Source organism: Streptomyces sp. NPDC004752 (assembly GCF_053601275.1).
Window position 1 is genome coordinate 24986 of the sequence record NZ_JBSGBN010000082.1, and the last position, 18636, is coordinate 43621.

Annotated in this window: 13 protein-coding genes; 5 read left to right on the top strand and 8 right to left on the bottom strand. The window is 73.1% G+C overall.

Translation table 11 applies throughout. From position 1 onward, the window contains the following. Positions 1-5: 5 nt before the first annotated feature. Together ACWEKM_RS29470 and ACWEKM_RS29475 are read right to left on the bottom strand one after the other, a co-directional pair. Positions 6-1325, bottom strand: coding sequence for a copper amine oxidase (locus tag ACWEKM_RS29470; RefSeq protein WP_451624291.1), 1320 nt, complete (start codon positions 1323-1325; stop codon positions 6-8). Positions 1326-1435: 110 nt separating this feature from the next. Continuing rightward, complete coding sequence (locus ACWEKM_RS29475; RefSeq protein WP_451624292.1) at positions 1436-2254, bottom strand: Tat pathway signal sequence domain protein; 819 nt, start codon at positions 2252-2254, stop codon at positions 1436-1438. Positions 2255-2421: 167 nt separating this feature from the next. On the opposite strand from ACWEKM_RS29475, the gene ACWEKM_RS29480 reads away from it, so the two are divergent. The 3 genes from ACWEKM_RS29480 (at position 2422) to ACWEKM_RS29490 (ending at position 6823) form a co-directional block, all read left to right on the top strand. Further along, complete coding sequence (locus ACWEKM_RS29480; protein ID WP_451624304.1) at positions 2422-2574, top strand: hypothetical protein; 153 nt, start codon at positions 2422-2424, stop codon at positions 2572-2574. A gap of 6 nt (positions 2575-2580) precedes the next feature. Next, the gene (gene treY, locus ACWEKM_RS29485; RefSeq protein ID WP_451624293.1) at positions 2581-5004 is read left to right on the top strand and encodes a malto-oligosyltrehalose synthase; all 2424 of its coding nucleotides are present in this window, start codon (positions 2581-2583) and stop codon (positions 5002-5004) included. Positions 5005-5572: 568 nt separating this feature from the next. Beyond that, positions 5573-6823: a M14 family zinc carboxypeptidase gene (locus ACWEKM_RS29490; RefSeq protein WP_451624294.1), complete on the top strand. Its 1251-nt coding sequence runs from the start codon at positions 5573-5575 to the stop codon at positions 6821-6823. A 121-nt stretch (positions 6824-6944) separates the two neighbouring features. Here ACWEKM_RS29490 and ACWEKM_RS29495 read toward each other — a convergent pair whose 3' ends face one another. Then, positions 6945-7496, bottom strand: coding sequence for an FHA domain-containing protein (locus ACWEKM_RS29495; RefSeq protein ID WP_451624295.1), 552 nt, complete (start codon positions 7494-7496; stop codon positions 6945-6947). 185 nt (positions 7497-7681) lie between these two features. Between ACWEKM_RS29495 and treZ the strand changes: the two genes are divergently transcribed. Beyond that, positions 7682-9427, top strand: coding sequence for a malto-oligosyltrehalose trehalohydrolase (treZ, locus tag ACWEKM_RS29500; RefSeq protein WP_451624296.1), 1746 nt, complete (start codon positions 7682-7684; stop codon positions 9425-9427). Between the two features lie 59 nt (positions 9428-9486). Here the strand turns inward: treZ and ACWEKM_RS29505 are convergent, their stop codons facing one another. From ACWEKM_RS29505 to ACWEKM_RS29525, 5 genes are all read right to left on the bottom strand, one after another. Beyond that, positions 9487-10431, bottom strand: a complete 945-nt coding sequence (locus tag ACWEKM_RS29505) for a phosphotransferase family protein (RefSeq protein ID WP_451624297.1) — start codon at positions 10429-10431, stop codon at positions 9487-9489. A 64-nt stretch (positions 10432-10495) separates the two neighbouring features. Then, positions 10496-11623, bottom strand: a complete 1128-nt coding sequence (locus tag ACWEKM_RS29510; protein ID WP_451624298.1) for an aminopeptidase P family protein — start codon at positions 11621-11623, stop codon at positions 10496-10498. 1387 nt (positions 11624-13010) lie between these two features. After that, complete coding sequence (gene cyc2 / locus ACWEKM_RS29515; RefSeq protein ID WP_451624299.1) at positions 13011-15170, bottom strand: germacradienol/geosmin synthase Cyc2; 2160 nt, start codon at positions 15168-15170, stop codon at positions 13011-13013. Between the two features lie 334 nt (positions 15171-15504). After that, positions 15505-16695, bottom strand: coding sequence for a damage-control phosphatase ARMT1 family protein (locus ACWEKM_RS29520; protein ID WP_451624300.1), 1191 nt, complete (start codon positions 16693-16695; stop codon positions 15505-15507). A 22-nt stretch (positions 16696-16717) separates the two neighbouring features. Further along, entirely contained in the window at positions 16718-17365 is a 648-nt protein-coding gene (locus ACWEKM_RS29525; RefSeq protein ID WP_451624301.1) for a ScbR family autoregulator-binding transcription factor, read from the bottom strand. 646 nt (positions 17366-18011) lie between these two features. Here ACWEKM_RS29525 and ACWEKM_RS29530 point away from each other — a divergent pair. Continuing rightward, positions 18012-18467: a tellurite resistance TerB family protein gene (locus tag ACWEKM_RS29530; protein WP_451624302.1), complete on the top strand. Its 456-nt coding sequence runs from the start codon at positions 18012-18014 to the stop codon at positions 18465-18467. The last annotated feature ends 169 nt before the right edge of the window (positions 18468-18636 follow it).

Consider the following 18636-nt stretch of genomic DNA (forward strand, 5'->3'; position numbering starts at 1 on the left):
GTCTCTCAACTGCGAGGCTGCCAGTGTCCGTTCTGCCAGGAGAGCTGGTCGGGAGTGAGCGGATTCATGGCGGTGACGTCCCGGGGGGCGATGGAGAACCCCTGCCAGTGGACCGGCATGGGCTGCTGGTCCTCGTCCCGCGCTATGTGGTGGAAGCCCACGTTCATCCAGACCACGGGGTGTGTGAGGGTCTGGCCGTTCACCCACTTGTCGACGGACTTGCCCGCCCCGGCGGGGCAGTTGCCGGTGTTGTTGCTGGCGAACTGTTCGCACTTGTTGTACTGGGTGAAGTACACGTCGTGCCGGGTGTAGCTGCGCCCGGGGTACCTGGTCGTGGGCCCGGGGACGATCTCGTACGAACGGGCATGGCCGTCCTTGTTCTTGCCGGTGGCGCTGACCACCCGCCACCAGCGGTAGGTCTTGTAGTCCCCGGCGAGTTCCTTGGTGACCTTGGTGCGGGTGGTCTTCGCGGTGGGGGCCTCCTGGCCGCGGGCCGGCGCGGTGACGGTCGAGTCGTACTGCTCGATCTTCGTCTTGGACGAGCCGTCGAGGCCGAAGTCCAGCCGCCAGAAGACGTTGTGGCTGTGGCTGGTGGCGTATGCCTTGGCGCCCTTGCCGATCGGCCAGCCGCGGCCGTCGCCCGCGTCGTAGTCCTCGTAGGAGAGGCTGCCGGTCGCGCCGACGTTCATGGTGATCGTGCCGTCGTCCTGGAAGCGCCACTCGGAGATGTACTCGTACCAGCCGACCTGGTTGACGGTGTACACCAGCAGGTCCTTGCCCTGGGTCTGGTAGACCTTGGTCGCGCTGTCGCCCTGCATCCGGTAGGCGTGGCCCCGGGTGCGGGTGGTGGTGCACAGGCCGTTGACGTTCGGGTGCTGCGGGTCCCAGGCGTCCGGCACCTTGACGGTCTTGATGGTGCCGCCGGGGCATTCGCCCGGTGCCAGGTTCATCAGGCCCTGCGCGAAGCCGAAGCCCGTCAGGTCGTCGTACTCGACGCTGCCGTCGTCGTAGGGGACATGGATCTGGCCGAGCCGGGCACTGTTGAGGACCTTGATCGGCTTGGCTTCGCCCTTGGGCTGGTAGGAGACGTCGTCGAGGACGAGTCCGGCCTTGCTGTCGTAGCGCCAGCACATCCGCCAGGTGGTGCCGGTGGCGAGCTTCTGCTCGATGCGGTAGGCGGCGCTGCACTCGGCGGCGGCGGGTGCGGCGGCGCGCGGCTGGGCGGCGGCCGGACCGGTTCCGGTGGTGGCACCGGCGGCCAGCGCGGCCACGGACAGTCCGACGGCCGCCCGCGTGCGGGCACGGCTGATTCTGTTCACACGCATGAAGAAATGACTCCCCTGCAGGAGGTGCGGGAGGTACCGGGTCTCAGCGGGTACCGGGGTTCACGGAAGCGGGCCGACGCGGCGCACGGACGCGGCGCACGGACGGCGGCTCAGCCGCGGTCCAGCGCGGCGACCTTGCGCGCGCTCAGGTCGACCACCAGGTACCGGGTGTCGATCCAGGGCCCGTTGACGACCTTCGGGAACAGTCGCACACAGCGGTGCTCGCCGCACTTGTCCAGGGCCGCGGGCTGGGCGCCCGGCGCGGCCCGGTAGACCGCCCCGTTGAGCAGCAACTGGTCCGAGGAGGTGAGGTCCCGGCCGGTGGCATCGCGGTAGTCCGCCCGCAGGCCCGCGCCCAGCGGGTCGGCGATCAGGAGCCGGGCCGCCTCGGCGTTCTCGGCGCGGCTCAGCGGCGGCTGGACGCCGTGCTGGACACCGGTCCGCACGACCTTCCCGGCGCCGAGGTCGACGGTCTTGGTGACGAGGGTGTCGTCCCGGTAGTCGTAGAACGTCACGTCCGCGCGGCGCGGCGCGGCCGGGTCGTCCGCCTCGTCGGCGTCCGGCTCGGCGACGTCGACGGTGAGGCGCTGCGGGCCGCGCTCGCCCTCGACGTTCTCCGCGGTACCGAACTGCTGCCGGTCCCGGGCGATCTGTTCGACCCGGGTGATCTCGTCGTCGGTGAGCGGGTCGTTTCCGCTGCCCTTCGCGCCCTCCTCGGGCGCCTGCTCGACCACGCCCGGCGCGACCGCCGCGTTCTGTCCGGACGCGGCCCGCCCCGTGGACCGGCCGTCCGCCGCGGCGCCGCCTCCCGCGCCCTCGGCTCCCGCCGTGCCCGGCAGGGTGATCCCGATCATCACGGCCGTCGCCGCCACCGCGATGGCCCCACCGGCCACCACCTTGCCCAGATGTCGGTGCACTGTCTCGCGCACTGTCCTCCCCCTACTCCCCCTGTGTTCCCGGGAGTACGTGTCTGCCCCACTAATTCGGCACACGGCGACACATGCGTCGCTGTATGCGCTGGTCGCTCGGTAAGAGGGACGTAAGTCACGGCGGGTTCCCTCACTTTCCGCCAAGACTCGACCCGGCGCCGCGCACCATGGCGTCGGTCGTGGTCGACCCGTACTTCGACCGGGGCGACGACCGCGGACCGCACACCGCGTACCACCACACGGTGAGCTACGAGGCCCAGGTGAAGGGCCCGACCATGCGGGGGGAGCGTGACACGACCAGAGGTGGGATGGGTACGTAGGTCTGCATGACAGAGGTCCGTATGACAGCCGAGCGATCCGCACCGGGCGTGCCCACGGCCACCTATCGGCTCCAGGTGCAGCCCGGGTTTCCGTTCGCGGCGGCCGCGGCCGCCGTGCCCCACCTGGCCTCACTCGGCGTGTCGCATCTGCATCTCTCGCCCGTCCTGGAGGCCGTGCCCGGCTCGACGCACGGCTACGACGTGGTGGACCACGCGCGCGTACGGGGTGAGCTGGGCGGCGAGGAGGGTCTGCGGGCGCTCGCGCGGACCGCGCGGGAGCACGGGCTCGGCCTCGTCGCGGACATCGTGCCCAACCACATGGCGATGGCCCCGCGCCACAATCGCTCCCTGTGGGAGGTGCTGCGGGAGGGCCCCACATCGCCGTACGCGCGCTGGTTCGACATCGACTGGGAGGGACAGCGCGGGCAGTTGCTGCTGCCCGTCCTCGGCGGTCCCCTCGGCACGGAGACCGCGCACCTGGTGGTGGACGGCGACGTGCTGCGCTACCACGACCATGTCTTCCCGCTGCGTGAGGGCACCGAGGACCTGCCGCTGCCCCGGCTGCTGGACGCCCAGTGGTACCGGCCGGTGTGGTGGCGGCTGGCCCGTACGGAACTCAACTACCGGCGCTTCTTCAGCGTCTCCGAACTCATCGGCGTACGGGTGGAGGACCCGGAGGTGTTCGAGGCCACCCACGCGAAGATCCTCCAACTGCTGCGCGAGGGCGTGATCGACGGGCTGCGCATCGACCACCCCGACGGCCTCGCCGACCCCGACGGCTATCTGCGGCGGCTGCACGAGGCGGCCGGCGGGCGCTGGACCGTCGTCGAGAAGATCCTGGCCGACGGGGAACACCTGCCCGCCTCCTGGCCCGTCGCCGGGACCACCGGCTACGACGCGCTCCGGCACGTCGACGGCCTGTTCACGGACCCGGCGGGCGCCGGTGAACTGCTCGGCCACTACCGGCGGTTCGCGGCGCCGCAGACGGACCGGGGCGGCGACTGGGACGCCACGGTGCGCCGGGCCGCCTACAAAGTGCTCACGCATGAGCTGGCCGCCGAGACGGACCGGCTGACCCGGGTGGCGGCCCGGCTGTGCACCGCCTCCCCGGACCCCGCGCTGCGCGACCGCGCGCCCTGGGCGGTGCGCACCGCGCTGCTGGAGCTGCTGGTCCGGCTGCGGGTGTACCGGCCGTACGCCTCCGAAGACGTGGCCCTGGTGCTCACCCGGGAGGCCGCCGCCGAGGCCCGGCACGCCTTCGCCGTGCCCGAGGAGGGCGCGGCGGTGGACGTCGTGCGCGGCCTGCTGCTGGGGCCGCGCGCCGACGGGGCGTCCGGTGCCGGTCCGGGCCTCGCTCAGTTCCGGGCGCGGTTCGCGCAGACCGCGTCGGCGCTGCGCGCCAAGTCCGTGGAGGACACCGCGTTCTACCGGTATGTACCGCTGCTGTCCGCGACCGAGGTCGGCGGCGACCCGGGCCGCCCGGCCGTGTCCCCGGAAGACTTCCACGCGTACTGCGCGCGCGTGCAGCGGGACTGGCCGGGCACCGGGACCGTGGTGTCGACGCACGACACCAAGCGCAGCGCCGATGTACGCGCCGCGCTTGCCGTGCTCACCGAGTGCCCGCGGCGATGGGCGGACGTCCTCGCCGAGGTGAGCCGCGACGGCGCGGTCGTACCGGACGCGCAGCTCGCCTGGGTGGCCTGGCAGACGGTGTTCGGGCTGGGCCCGGCGGACCCGGAGCGGGTCGGGCGGGCCCTGCTGAAGCACGCGCGCGAAGCGGGCCTGCACACCAGCTGGACGGAACCGGACACGGTGTACGAGGAGGCGGTGGCGGCGTTCGTCGCGGCCGGGCCGTGCGGGCCGCCCGGCGCGCGCGTGGCGGCCTTCCGGGACTCCCTGGCGGCGCACGTACGGGCCAACGTCCTGGGCACCGCCCTGGTCCATCTGACGATGCCCGGGGTGCCGGACCTGTACCAGGGCACGGAGGACGAGTACCGGGCGCTGGTGGACCCGGACAACCGGCGGCCGGTGCGGTTCCCGACCCGGGAGGCGGGTGAGTCCGGGGAGCCCCTGGAGCCGGGCCGGTCCGGGGAGAAGACCGCGGTGACGGCGGCGGCACTGCGGCTGCGTGCGCGCCGGCCCGACGTCTTCGGGGACACGGGGACGTACGCGCCACTGGCCGCGGAGGGTCCGGCCGCGGCGCACTGTCTGGCGTTCACACGGTCCGGGGAGGTGGTGACCGCGGTGACGCGGCTGTCACTGCGGCTGGCGGAGGCGGGCGGCTGGCGCGACACACGGCTCACGCTTCCGCCGGGCCGCTGGCTGGACGTGCTGGCCCTGGAGCGCACGTTCGACGGCCACGCGCGCGTGGCCGACCTGTTCGGACCGCGCCCGGTGGCCCTGCTGGAGCGGACCGACGGGACGGACTGAGGCGTCACGCCCATCGATGCGGAGCCCGTACCGTGACCGTCCGCCATGGAGGAGCGCACCATGGAGGCGTACACCATGGAGGAGCGCACCATGTGGCGTACACCATGGAGGAGCGCACCATGTGGCGTACACCATGGAGGCGCACACCATGGACGTGCGACCGAACCACGTCGCCGGGGTCGGCCGGCCGTGCCCGTCGGCTACACGGCCGTGCCCCGGGGGCGTAGTCGTCGCCTCGGACCGCGTCGGTGGGGCCGGCCGAGGCCGAGGCACACGCGCGTGGACACGGCGTCGAAGTCAGCACGCTGCCTTTGACGGCCGTCCCCAAGGACATGGTGCACGGGCAGGGGAGCATGATGCACGGGCATGGTGCACGGGCAGGGGAGCATCGTGCACGGGTATGGGGCGTGGTGAAGGCGGTCGGCGTGGTGTTCCCGATGCTCGCCGGGCGCGGCGGCCCGCACCAACGGTGGTGACCCCGGACCCTGTGCCTCCCCCGCATCGTCCTTGACAGTTGCTCCCCGTCGTGCGGCACTGGGGTTGGCGAAGTCAGGCGGACAAGTCGGGGGTGGGTCTGCTGCCGGAGCTGCGTTACCCCAGCGTTCCCGAACTCACCGCTGCGGCAAGGGCGTTGGCCAGGGAACGGCCCAGCCTGTGCACCCTGCGGCAGGTGGGTGTCTCCAGCGCGGGCAGACCTCTGCACCTGCTGTCCGTGGGGCATGCCCGACGGGCCGTCCTGGTGGTGGCGGGTGCCCACGCCAACGAGCCGACCGGTGGCTGCACTCTTCTCGCCCTCGCCGAACGGGTGCTGCACGAGCGCGAGTTACTGTCCGGCACCGCCTGGCACTTCCTGCTGTGCGCGGACCCGGACGGGGCGAGTCTGCATGTGGCCCCGGCGCCGCGCAGCCTGTTCGACTACCACCTCGGCTTCTACCGCCCGGCCGGGCCCGAGCAGCCGGAGTGGTCGCCCGCGGTGCTGCCGCCGGACCGGCTGCCGCCCGAGACCCGGGCCCTGACCGGGGTGATCGACGAGTTGCGGCCCTATCTCCAGGTGACGCTGCACGGGACCGATCTGGGCGGCAGCTGGGTGCAGTTGACCAGGGACGTGCCGGGGCTCGCCGAGCCGTTCGCCAAGTCCGCGGCCGAGTTGCACATCCCGGTGGAGACGGGCGCCTCGGACGCCGCCGGGTGGCCCGCCTCGGGGCCCGGGGTGCGGGTGATGCCGGGTCCGGACTGCGGTGTCGCATACCCGAGCATGCCGGACGACGCGCGGCGCAGCACCTGGTACCACGCGCACCGGTACGGCGGTCTGACGGCCGTGGTGGAGGTGCCTATGTGGGCCAGCGACCTGGTGGACGACCCGGCGCCGCACCCCGCCCCGGCGGCGGCGATACGCCGGCTCGCGCACCGGTTGCAGCGGGACGCGCTCCAGGTGGAGCGGGTGCTGGCCGAGTCGCTGCCGCGGCTGGACGGCAGCGGGGGGCCGCTGCTGCGGGCCGCCCGGTGGGCGCTGGAGCTGGTCCCGGGGCTGGCCGCGGACTGGATCGACACGCCTCCCGTCGACACGACGATGGCGTATGTCGGCAGCGTGGACGCGTTCGGGCGGCGGCTGCCGCTGCGGGCGGCGGCGATGCTGCTGCGGGTGCTCCGGGCCGCCGACGACCGTGCCGCACCCGGGCTCGAACGGCTCGTCGCGGCCTGGTGCGACGCCTTCGCGAAACGTTTCCGCGCCCGTTGGGTGCCCCTGGAGCACCAGGTCGAGCACCAGTCGCGCACGGTGCTGGCCACGGCCCTGCACGCCCGCGACCGAGGCGTGTGAGCCACGTCCCGGCCCGCCCATGGACACGTGTCCGGGCCACTCATGGACGGGTGCGCGCACGTACGTACAAGTACGCGCACGTACCCCCAGGCACGGGTGCGCGTACATCCGCCGAGCCCGCTCAGACCGCCGCGAGCCGGAAGGCCACCCGGCCGAAGGAGACCTGGTCGCCCGCGCGGACGACGGCGGCACCGATCACCCGGCGTCCGTTCACACTCGTACCGTTGGTCGAGCCGAGATCCCTGAGCACCCACAAGCCGCCCTGGCGGCTGAGTTCGGCGTGCACCCGGGAGACGGTCTCATGGTTCAGGCGCAGCCCATTGGCCGGATCACGGCCGATGCGCAACGGCCGGCCGACCGCCGGATGCGGCAGCAGCAGCTTGGGCAACCGCTCGACACGCCAGGCCCCGCGCAGCCGTACGGTGAACCCGGAGACAGCTTCGACGGCGCCGAGGACGCCGCGCGTGAAGCGGCTCTCCCGGGGCAGATCGGCGGTGAGCGCGGCGAGTTCGTCGGGCCGCCGCGCGGCGAGCGCCAGTTCCATGCGGCGCAAGAACGTGTCGTGCGACAGCCGGCCCACGGCGGCGCCGTCGCGGAGCACCTTCAGCGCCTTGTCGCGCTCGGCGTCGGACAGCCGCGCGGGATACGTGTGGTGCTCGAAGGACGACGTCACCCTGGTGATTGTCGGTCAGTGAGCCCTGAGTGTCCAGGAGACCGCCGCGACGTGAGAACGCCCGCCACGCGCGCGTACTTGCGGCGACATACACCGGGAATGCCACGATTCAAACGCGGATCCACCCCCGCTCACGGCACGATGGACGGGCTACATCACGGTGAGCAGACGAAGGGGAACCGTCCGTGCAGTTCGAGGTGTGGGCACCGCTGGCAGACCGGGTGACGCTCCATTGCGAGGGCGCCACGCACGCGTTGGAACGCGATCGGGACCGGGTGGGGTGGTGGTCCGGTCAGGCGGCGGCGGGCGACGGCGCGCGGTACGGGTTCGCGCTGGACGACGGCCCGGTGCTGCCCGACCCCCGTTCGCGCCGCCAGCCGGACGGACCGGACGGGCCGAGCGCCGTCGTGGACCACGGGCGGTACGCGTGGCGTGCGGTGTGGGCGGGGCGCGCGCTGCCGGGCGCCGTGCTGTACGAGCTGCACGTGGGGACGTACACCCCCGAGGGAACCCTGGACGCGGCGGCCGAGCGGCTGGGGCATCTGGTGGAACTGGGCGTGACCCACGTGGAGTTGCTGCCGCTGTGTCCCTTCCCCGGGCGGCACGGCTGGGGTTACGAGGGGGTGTCGCTGTGGGCGGTGCACGAACCGTACGGCGGCCCCGAGGCGCTGAAACGGTTCGTCGACCGGGCGCACGCGCTCGGGCTCGGCGTCGTCCTGGACGTCGTACACAACCACCTGGGCCCGAGCGGCAACCATCTGCCCGCGTTCGGCCCGTACTTCACCGAGACCCATCACACCCCCTGGGGCGCGGCCGTCAACCTGGACGCGCCCGGCTCCGACGAGGTGCGCGGCTATCTCGTGGGCAGCGCGCTGGCCTGGCTGCGCGATTACCGGATCGACGGCCTGCGGCTGGACGCGGTGCACGCGCTGCGGGACACGCGCGCGCTGCACTTCCTGGAGGAGCTGTCTGCGGCCGTGGACGGCCTCGCCGCCGAACTGGGCCGGCCGCTGTTCCTGATCGCCGAGTCCGACCTCAACGACCCGCGGATCATCACCCCGCGCGCGGAGCACGGGCTCGGTGTGCACGCGCAATGGAACGACGACTTCCACCACGCCCTGCACACCGCGCTGACCGGCGAGTCCCAGGGCTACTACGTCGATTTCGCGCGGGCCCCGTTCGCCGGCCTCGCCAAGACGCTGACCGGTGGTTTCTTTCACGACGGCACGTATGCGAGCTTCCGGGGCCGGCGGCACGGCCGGCCGCTGGACCGCACCCGCGTGGCCGGGTACCGGCTGCTCGGCTACACCCAGAACCACGACCAGGTCGGCAACCGGGCCCGGGGCGACCGGCTGTCGGCCGCCCTCTCCCCGGGCCTGCTGGCCTGCGCGGCGACGCTCACGCTGACCGCGCCGTTCACGCCGATGCTGTTCATGGGCGAGGAGTGGGCCGCCGGCACGCCGTGGCAGTTCTTCACCGACCACACCGATCCCGACCTGGCGCAGGCCGTACGGCGGGGCAGGCGGCGGGAGTTCGCGGCGCACGGCTGGGCCGAGGAGGACGTGCCCGACCCACAGGACCCGGCGACCCGCGCGCGTTCCTGCCTGGACTGGTCGGAGCCGGAACGCGAGCCTCACGCGCGCGTGCTGGCCTGGTACCGCCGGCTCCTCGCGCTGCGCCGGGAACTGCCGGACCTCACCGATCCCGACCTCGCCGACACCAAGGTGGCGTACGACGAGCAGGCGCGCTGGCTCGCTCTCCGCCGCGGGGACGTCCGCGTCGCCGTGAACCTCGGTACCGGCCCCGCGGCGATCGCGCTGGGCACCCGCGGGGCCGAGGTGCTCGCCGCGTGGGAGCCGGTCGAGGCGCCGGGCCCGGACGGGCTGCTGCACCTGCCCGGCCAGTCGTGCGTGGTGCTGAACCAGGGCTGACGCACCGCCGCGCGAGGGCGCCGGGCCCAGCGGGCGGCCCGGCTCCCGGCCTCGTCCGGTTACCCGGCCTCGTCCGGCTTGTCGTCGCGGAACTCGGTGACCCGCTCCAGCAGGATCGCCTCCCAGGCCCGCCGCAGCTGGGTCCGCAGGAGCGGCAGGGGGCTCACGTCACGGCCGTCGAGGCGGTCGGCGAGACGGAGCACGGTGTCGCAGCGGGCGAGCCACAGGCCGCGCAGGCAGAGCCGGGCGCCGTAGTCGGCGAGGGTGGCGGCGCGCACGGCCGTGCCGGAGCCGACGGCGAGCGCGAGCCCGGCGATGTCCTCTGCGGGGTCGCCGACGGCCGTGTCGGTCCAGTCGAGGACACCGCGCACCCGTCCGTCGTCGCGCACCACCAGGTGCTCGCCCTTGAGGTCGTGATGGACGAGGACCGCGGTGCCGGACTGTGCGGTGAGCTGCGCCGCGCCGGCCCGGGTGAGCTGCCGCAGCAGGGTGGGGTCGAACTCGTCGGCGGCGGCCAGGCGTTCGGCGGCGGGCACGGCCATCCGGCGCAGCGCCTGCAGCGAGCGCGGCGCGGCGCGCGGCACGCCGAGGCCCTCGGCCTGCCGTACGGGCACCTCGCGCAGGCCCATGAGCAGCCCGGCGAGGTCGGCCTCGCCGACGGCGGACACGTCGTGCTCCTCCCCGGAGCCGCCGGGCAGCCTGACGTCGAGGGTGTAGGCCAGGCCCGGCGCCCACTCGCCGTGCGCCACGCTGACCGGGACGCCGACCGGCAGGTGCGGGCGCACGAGATCGCGCACGCGCAGTTCGCGCCGCTGGCGCACGGAGGCGTCCCGGTCGGGGGCGAGCCGCAGCACATAGCGGCTGCCGACCCACCACGTGGCGTGCTCGCCGCCCTCCGCGACGGGCCGCACATCGGGTCCTGCGGCGCCGTCCGCGCTCTCCTGGACGAGCGCGCGGATCAGCCGGCGGACGGTGTCCGTGCTGGGGGTCGGTGCCTGGGTCATGGTCGCGCCGTTGTCGTCCGGGGTGTCGTCGAGGGGGTGTCTCCTGCTCGCGGGGGCGGTGCCCTCACTCCACTATGACCATCTCGCGGGTGGTGGTGTTGAGCCGACGGCCGCCGTCCCCGGTCACGGTGACGATGTCCTCGATGCGCACGCCGAACCGGCCGGGCAGGTAGATGCCGGGTTCCACGGAGAAGCACATGCCGGGCACGAGGGGCTGGGCCTCGCCCTCGATCATGTACGGCGGCTCGTGCGTGGTGACGCCGATGCCGTGACCGGTGCGGTGGATGAAGTACTCGCCGTACCCGGCGTCCTCGATCACCGCGCGGGCGGCGCGGTCGACCTCCTGGCAGGCGACGCCGGGCCGTACCGCGCGAAAGCCCGCCTCCTGGGCGGCACGCACGATGTCGTGGACCGCGCGTTCCTCGTCGGTGGGTTCGCCGACGTGGACCGTACGCGTGGTGTCGGAGCCGTAGCCGTCCTTCAGACCGCCGAAGTCGAGGACGACCATGTCGCCCCGCCGGATGACACGATCGCCGACCTCGTGGTGCGGGTTGGCGCCGTTCGGTCCGGAGCCGACGATGGTGAAGTCGACCTGGGAGTGCCCGAACCGCCGCAGCAGATCGGCGAGGTCGCGGCCCACGTCGGACTCTCGGCGGCCGGCGAAGGGGGCCTTCCGGATCTCCTCGAACGCCGCGTCGGCCGCCGCTCCCGCGGCGGCCAGCAGCTCCAGTTCCGCGGCGTCCTTGACGGCGCGGAGCATCGGCAGGGCGTCGGTGAGGGAGGCGTAGGAGGTGTCGGGCAGCGTCTTCTGGAGAGCGAGCAGGTGCATCGCCCAGGCGTTGTCGCTGACGCCGAACCGGCCGCTCGGGGCGAGCAGGGCGCCGGTCACGGCGTAGGGGTCCACGCCGTCGGTCCAGTCACGCAGGGTCAGCGCGGGCGCGCCGGGCGCCTTCTGGGCGTCGGGGGCCTCCAGGGCGGGCACGACGAGCACCGGGTCGCGGCCTGCGGCCAGCACCAGCAGGGTGAGCCGTTCGGTGACGGCGGTGGGCGCGTAGCCGGTGAGCCACACCAGGTCGGGTCCCGGCGCGACCAGCAGCCCGGCGAGACCCGCGTCTGCGGCGGAGCGCGCCGCGCCTGCCATGCGGGCCCGGTAGTCGTCGGCGGTGAAGGGGGCGGGCGGGCTACCGGGCATCCGGGCCTCCGGGGACGCGTGCGCGAACAGGGTGAACAACCACGGGAAGCATCCTGCCCGGACCCGAAGGGCGACGCGAGCCGTTACGGACTCGCGTCGCGGTGACCGCGGGGTCCCGGCGGCGGTGACCGCGGGGTCCCGGCGGCGGCCGGTCGCCCCCGCCCCGGCGCCACACCGCCGACCGGCCGCCGACCGGCCGACGGGCGCCGCCGGGATGCCGGGCGGGGCAGCAGGTCAGGCCGTGGCCCGCGGCGACAAGCACAGCGCGGGCACGCAGACCGGCGCCCTCGGAGCGCTGGCCCGACGGAAGGCGCCGCCCCCATGCGCGGTACGCGCCCGGCCGAGCGGCAACGCAGCGCCGGCCACACCGAGCCGACAGACGGCAGCCAGATCACCGCCACGCGGCCCAACGCAGCGGACCACCGGGTACGCGGCCAACAACAAAACGCTGACGGGCTCCTACGCGCAGTCGCACGCAGTCAGCGCGGCCACGTGGGACAGCTGCGGTGGATCGCCGGGCGGGACAGCAGGGTCAGGCCGTGGCCCGCGGCGGCACGCACGATGCGGGCGCGCACCTCGGTGTCCTCGTAGCGCAGGGCCTGGCGGAACGCGCCCCCCCGTAGGCGGTACGCAGCCGAGCGAGCGGCACCGCGACACCGGCCGCACCGAACCAATGGACGGCGGCCAGGCCACCACAGCCCGCTACACCGGGCGCCGAGTGCACGACTGACAGCAGAACCATGACGGGCCCCTGCGTAACACCATGCGCGGTCAGCACGGCCACGTCGGGCAGCCGCGGTGGATCGCCGGGCAAGGCGAGAGCGTCGGCCAACCCCGGCTCTTGCCGTGCCCGGGGTGATGGCGGCCGGGATCTCGCGCCGGGCGCGGGCCCGCAGGGTGGCGCCCGCGGCGGGCAGGGCAACCGGTACGCGAAGGTCGAGCGCGACCAGGACGCGAAGGTCGGGCGGGGCCTGGGTCGCGGCGAGCGCCTGCCCGTGCGCGGGCACCGCGGCCGTCCGGGCGATGCCGGCGCGGGCCGCGTCCGGCCACGGCAGCAGCGGTCCCGCGTGCCCCCGGGACCGCACCCGGCGGTACGCGCGCGGCCCGGCCACGGTCAAGCACACGCACGCAAGCACACGCACGCAAGCACCCACAAGCCCCACGTGCCCCAGGAGCCCCTCACCGCCGGGCTGGCCGCGGCCAGGCGGCAGGTGAGCAGCAAGGCCCCCAAGGCCCCCGAACCGGCCGACCGCCCCTCCCCCCGTCGCACTCCTCCAGCCGAAGCCCCCCAGACGACGGCTCGCACCCACACCCCACGCAGGGGCGTCGGCCCGGGCCACGGCCAAGCACGCACAGACATGTGCGTGCCGGGCGGCGGTGTCGGGCCTCAGCTGACGGGCAGGGCGGGCGTCGGCGGCCGGTCCGGCAGGAAGCCGTGGGCACGGCGGGCCAGATAGCCGGACTTGTAACGGTCGACCGCGCGGTGCCAGTTCAGGATGCCGGCCAGCCAGTTCTGCAGGTCGGCCACATAGCCGTCGAGCGCCCGGGCGGCCTCGTCCGAGAGGCCGAAGTCCTCCCGTACGACGGGGAGTTCGTGCGCCACGACGTGCTGGAACTGTTCCATGCGCCGGGTCATCAGATCGTGCACGACACCCAGCGCGGTCGGGTAGTCGACGCCGAAGAAGTTCTGCACGACGAGGACGGCGTTGTGGATCTCGCCCTCGTACTCGATCTCCTTCTGGTACGAGAAGACGTCGTTGAGGAGGCACGCGTAGTCGACGGCGGCGTTCTCCATCGAGCGCACCGGGCCGCTGCGATACACCTCCGGCGGGATCGCCGGGCCCTGGCCCATCCGGCACAGGCTGAGGGTGAGGTCGGCGCCGAAGGTGGCCCGCCGCATCTCCAGATAGTCGACCGGGTCGGGGATGCGGTTCTGCGCCTGGTTGGACAGCTCCCACAGCCAGCTCTCGGTCATCACGTCGACGGAGGCCCGTACGGTGCGCCGCTGCTCGGCGGTCATCCCGGCGGTCGTACGCGCCCACAGGTCGATCAGGCCGCGCTCCAGTCCGTTCGCCGGGGTGGGGACCGGCTCGCCGTCCAGGGGCATGCAGGCCGACAGCCGTGCCGTGGTGACCCGGGCGGCGGCCAGGTCCCGGCGGTGGCCGAACAGCAGCGGGTAGTAGTCGTCGCCGTAGGTCCCCCAGGAGAGCCAGGCGGAGCTGAGGTCGAGGGCCTCGGGTGTGGCGTCCGGGTCGAGTCCGGCGGCGCACAGCGGGAGGTCGTAGGCGGCGAGCCGGTCCTCGTCCCAGACGCCCTCGGCCAGCATGCCCATGCGGTGCATCCAGTCGGTGAGCCGGGCGCGGGCGGCGTCGAGGTGGGGGCTCAGCTCCACCTGGAAGGGCATGTGGAAGTCGGGCAGCAGGGACGGGCCGACCTTCTGGAACGGCACGTGGGAGTAGGCGCGCAGCCGTTCGGCCGCGGCGGAGGCGAGCAGGGCGCCGATGTCCGCCGCGGAGGTGCCGGGGCCGGTCAGCCCGTGCCACGGGGAGCCCGAGACGGCTCCCTCGTTCATGTAGCGGCTGGAGCGCAGATGCCATTCGTGGCCGCCGGACTGCCAGTCCTGCAGACCCTTTGTGTAGGCGGCCACCGCCGCCACCTGGTCCGGGGCGAGGCCCTTCTCCAGGGCGAGCGCGGGCACTTCGGTGAGCGCGGTGTGCTCGAACTGGTGCAGGCGCGAGGTGAGGATGTCGTTGACGGTGTCGGCGGCTTCCTGGGTGGCGCAGCCGAAGAAGGTCTCCAGGACGAGCACGCCGTTGCTGTTCTCGCCCTCGTCCTCCACCTCGCGCTGGTAGGAGAACAGGTCGTTGCGCAGGTGCACGGCGTCGGCGAAGGTCTCCATGAGCACCCGCAGCGGCCGCGAGCCGGCCACGGCGGCGGGCACCTCGGCGGTCGCGTACTCGACGAGCCCCGCCGACCAGGGGGCGCCGCCCACCTTGCGGCGCATCTCGATGTACTCGACGGGGTTGGCGATCCGCCCCTCGTTGATGTTGGACAGCTCCCACAGGGACTCGTTGAGCAGGTGCTCGGTGGCGACGGCGAACCGTGCCCGCCAGTCGGCGGACATCGCAGGGATCGTGCGCGCCCAGAGGTCGGCGAGGCCCGCCTCGACGGGGTTCTCCGGCTTCGGCACGGGGGCCGTCGCGTCCAGCGGCATGAACTGTGGCAACCGGTCGAGATGGGCCTTGCCCGCGGCGCGGTCCTGGCTGCGCTTGTACTGCTCCAGGAAGTGGTCGTCGAAGAAGAACACCCACACGTACCAGTCGGTGATCAACGAGAGGGCCCGGCCGTCGCAGTCGGGGTGTGTGTAGGCGCACAGCAGACCGTAGTCGTGCGCCTCCAGGTCGGCCTGGTCCCAGATCCCGGAGCCCTCCAGCATGCCCATCTCGCGTGCCCACTCGGTCGAGTGGGCACGCGCCTCGTCGACATGCGGGTTCAGCCGCGCGGGGTACGGCATGTAGAAGTGCGGAAGTTCGAAGGGCTGCGTCATGGCCGGGGCCCTACCCGCGCCCTCCGACCCCCATCCACCCCCCAGCACATGATCACACCATCGCGTGAACCCCGGCCGAACACCCGGACTTTCCGCGGTCCCGATGCTTGGCCGAGCACCCGGCGGACCGGCGGTGACCGGGCGGTATGGGGTGATCGCACGGCGGCCCCGGGGCGGGTTCACGGCCGATGTCGGGCCACTCGTCTTCACCCCTTGTGCCTCGGCGGGCCGCCGCCCTCGCCGTGCCACCCGAGCGGCTGGTGTCGGACTTCGGCGAACTGCGGCGACGGGTTCAAGTCGCTGCCTTCAAGTCGCTTCCGTCAAGTCGCTTCCGCTACGACCGTTGTGACGCCCTGACCTGGATCAACGCATGCGTGCCCGCGGTGCGCCAGCGCTGCCCCTCGGCCCGGACGAGGGCGGCCTCGGTGTCCGCGTCCAGTCCGGTGATCACGTCGGACTTCAGCGTGCGCAGGGCGGCGACGGGGCCGGGCCAGTAGGCGGTGACCTCGTGGAAGGGCGTGGTCGGCGGCCACATCCGGTCGCCCACCAGACGCCGGTAGTTGAGGTCGCCCTTGACGATCGTGAGGGTGGCCGCGGCGAAGTCGGCGCGTAGGTCGTCCGGCATGTCCGCGTACGGCAGCGGGGCGCAGGAGAAGGGGTGTGCGCGCACGTCGAGGCGCCCGTCGGCCATGGCCGTCCACAGCAGCCGCCCGTACCGGGCCGCCGCGCCGGGCGCCGAGGTGAGCCGGCGCAGCGCGTCCACCACGTCGGCGGTGGTCGCGTCGGAGACGTAGTACGGGTACGGCTTGACGTGCAGCACCGCCCGCCCGGCCCGGCCCTCGGCGAGCAGGTGGGCGATCAGCAGCAGATCGGGAATGAGTTCGCGGCCCGCGTTGTCCGCGACCAGGCAGAGCGTGCCGGTGCCGGTCTGCGGGAGCCGCGCCCACAGGGCGTCGCTGTCGTCGTGGACCAGCGCGGGGACCGCCGCCCGGGCCTCGGCGCCCACGGCCGAGAGGCGGAAGCCGAGGTCGGCACGGTTGCCCCAGAGCGAGCCGTGCAGCAGGGCCCGTGCCCGCTCGTCGTGCGGCCGGTCCGCCGGCGCGTCCAGCGCGGCCAGTTCCTCGTCCGTCTCCGCCGAGTCGAGTTCGGCGCGTTTCACGGGACGGAAGGGGTCGATGCCCTGCCAGGCGCCGGGGCCGAAGTAGCCCACGGCGTCGAGGAGTCGGCGGTAGAAGTGGCTCTCGGACCACAGCCACGGCACGTCGAACCAGGACCGGCCGGTCTGCGCTGCCAGGCCCCAGTCCCGCCACCGGTCACGGTCGGCCGCGTCGGCGGGGAGCGGTTCGATCACGCCGTCGGCGCAGCTCTTCAGCAGCGCGTCGAGCGCGCGGTGTTGCTCGGGGCCGTACGGTGCGGCGTCCCGTACCTGGCGGACGATCGCCGGGTGCCGCTCGGCGAGCACGCTGTGCGGGAACGAGCCGGGTGCGTTACCGAGGATCACGGGCGCGGCGGGGGTGTCGGGCATGTCCGTCACCGTACCGCCCGGTTCAGAGGGTTCTGATCTCCCGCTCCAGTTGCGTGGTGAGCGTCAGATAGCGGGCTCTGCGGGGCACCGGTACCAGACTTCGGATCAGCAGGTGCCACATCTCGGCGATCCGGCGGGGCAGTCGGCCGACGGGATCGAGGGAGCGGCCGGCGACGCGCGTGCCGACGAAGAAACAGACCAGGGAGTGGGCGACGGCCTCCACGTCGACGTCCGGGTGCACGTCGGACTCCTTGACGGCGCCGAGGAGTTTGCGGTTGGCCAGCTCCAGCCACTCGGTGAAGGGGTGTCTGAGCGGCGGCCGTACGGCGATGTCCGCGGTGGCCAGACGGAGTCCGGCCCGGGGGATGGGGCCCTCGACGGCGAGCCGGGCGATGCCGAACGTGGTGCGGATCAGGGACTCCAACGAGGAGCAGCGACGGCGGTCCACCTCGGCCACCAGCAGCCGGGCGAACCTGGACTGGAGCTCCATGATGGCGTGCGCGAGGTCCTCCTTGGCGGCGAAGTGGAAGTACAGCGCCCCCTTGGTGACCTGGGCGTGCTCGACGATGTCGCTCAGGCTGGTGGACTCGTAGCCCTGACGGTCGAACAGGTCGGCCGCGGCCGTGATGATCGTTGCACGGGTCTGCTCGGCGCGTAACTGCCTCGCCATCTGCTGGACACTCCTTGACGGCCGGAAAAGAACGGGACGTGCCGTATGTTTTTACCCCCCGCACACGATAACTCACGGTGCGACAGCGGTCGTTCGGGGTGCGGACCGGGTGCCCCGCACGCACCACGGCGGCGCGGGCGAGCCGGTCCGCCCTTTCTCTTCGACATACGGACGGTGTCGAGGCATGGGTATCCCCTCGGTTCTCTGCCGGTTTGCGGAGGCTCCGGCGGACAGGCGAGCCACACCGGCGATCGCCACCATACGAGGCGGCCGGTCTGTTCTCAATGGCGCGTCGGCCAGGCCGTGGAACGGCCGGGCCGATCGGTGCACTTGCACATCGATCGGCTCGACGGCCAGGGACATCACCCCGCTCGCGGTCATCGCGCCTGCAACGGCCGGGCACGGCACCGGGCCGCGGATGGCGCCACCCTCGAACGCCGATGCGATATGGCCGGAAAGTACCCGCTGGTTCCGGCCGGTCGCCCGGTATGCGGTCAACGCGCGCCCCGGCGTGCCCGCGACGGCCGCGCCGGGCGAGTCGGCGGCGTGGGTGTTCCAGGCCGCCGGAACTTCCGGAACTTAACGGGACCCCTGAGAGTTTCTACGGTGCTGTAGAGGCTTTCGACTGTGCATTCAAGGAGTTCGCATGGCCCTGTGGGACCGCATCAAGGAGTCCGCATCGACGATGCAGACCCAGCTCGTGGCGAAGAAGAACGACCTGAAGAGCGGTGCCTTCCGTGACGCGAGCATGGCCATGTGCGCGCTCGTCGCCGCCGCCGACGGAACCATCGACCCGGCCGAGCGCCGGCGCGTGGCCCAGTTGATCGCCACCAACGAGGTGCTGCAGAACTTCCCCGCGGACGACCTGCAGCGCCGTTTCGAGGAGAACCTGAACAAACTGACCACCGACTTCGACTTCGGCAAGGTCAGCGTGCTCCAGGAGATCGCCAAGGCGAAGAAGAAGCCCGCCGAGGCCCGCGCGGTGATCCAGATCGGCATCGTCATCGGCGGGGCCGACGGCGACTTCGACAAGACCGAGCAGGCGGTGGTGCGCGAGGCGTGCTTCACCCTGGACCTCGCGCCGCACGAGTTCGACCTCTGACTCGCCCTCTGATTCAACCTCTTTGACGACCGGCACCCGGCGTGCGGCCGCCACCGGCACCGGCACCGCCCCGCTCCCGGTCCGGCAACGGAACCGGAACGGGGCGGGAGCGGGGCGCGGGCGAAACGGTGCACCGGCGGTGGCGGTGGCGGCCCGCGGCTACGGCATC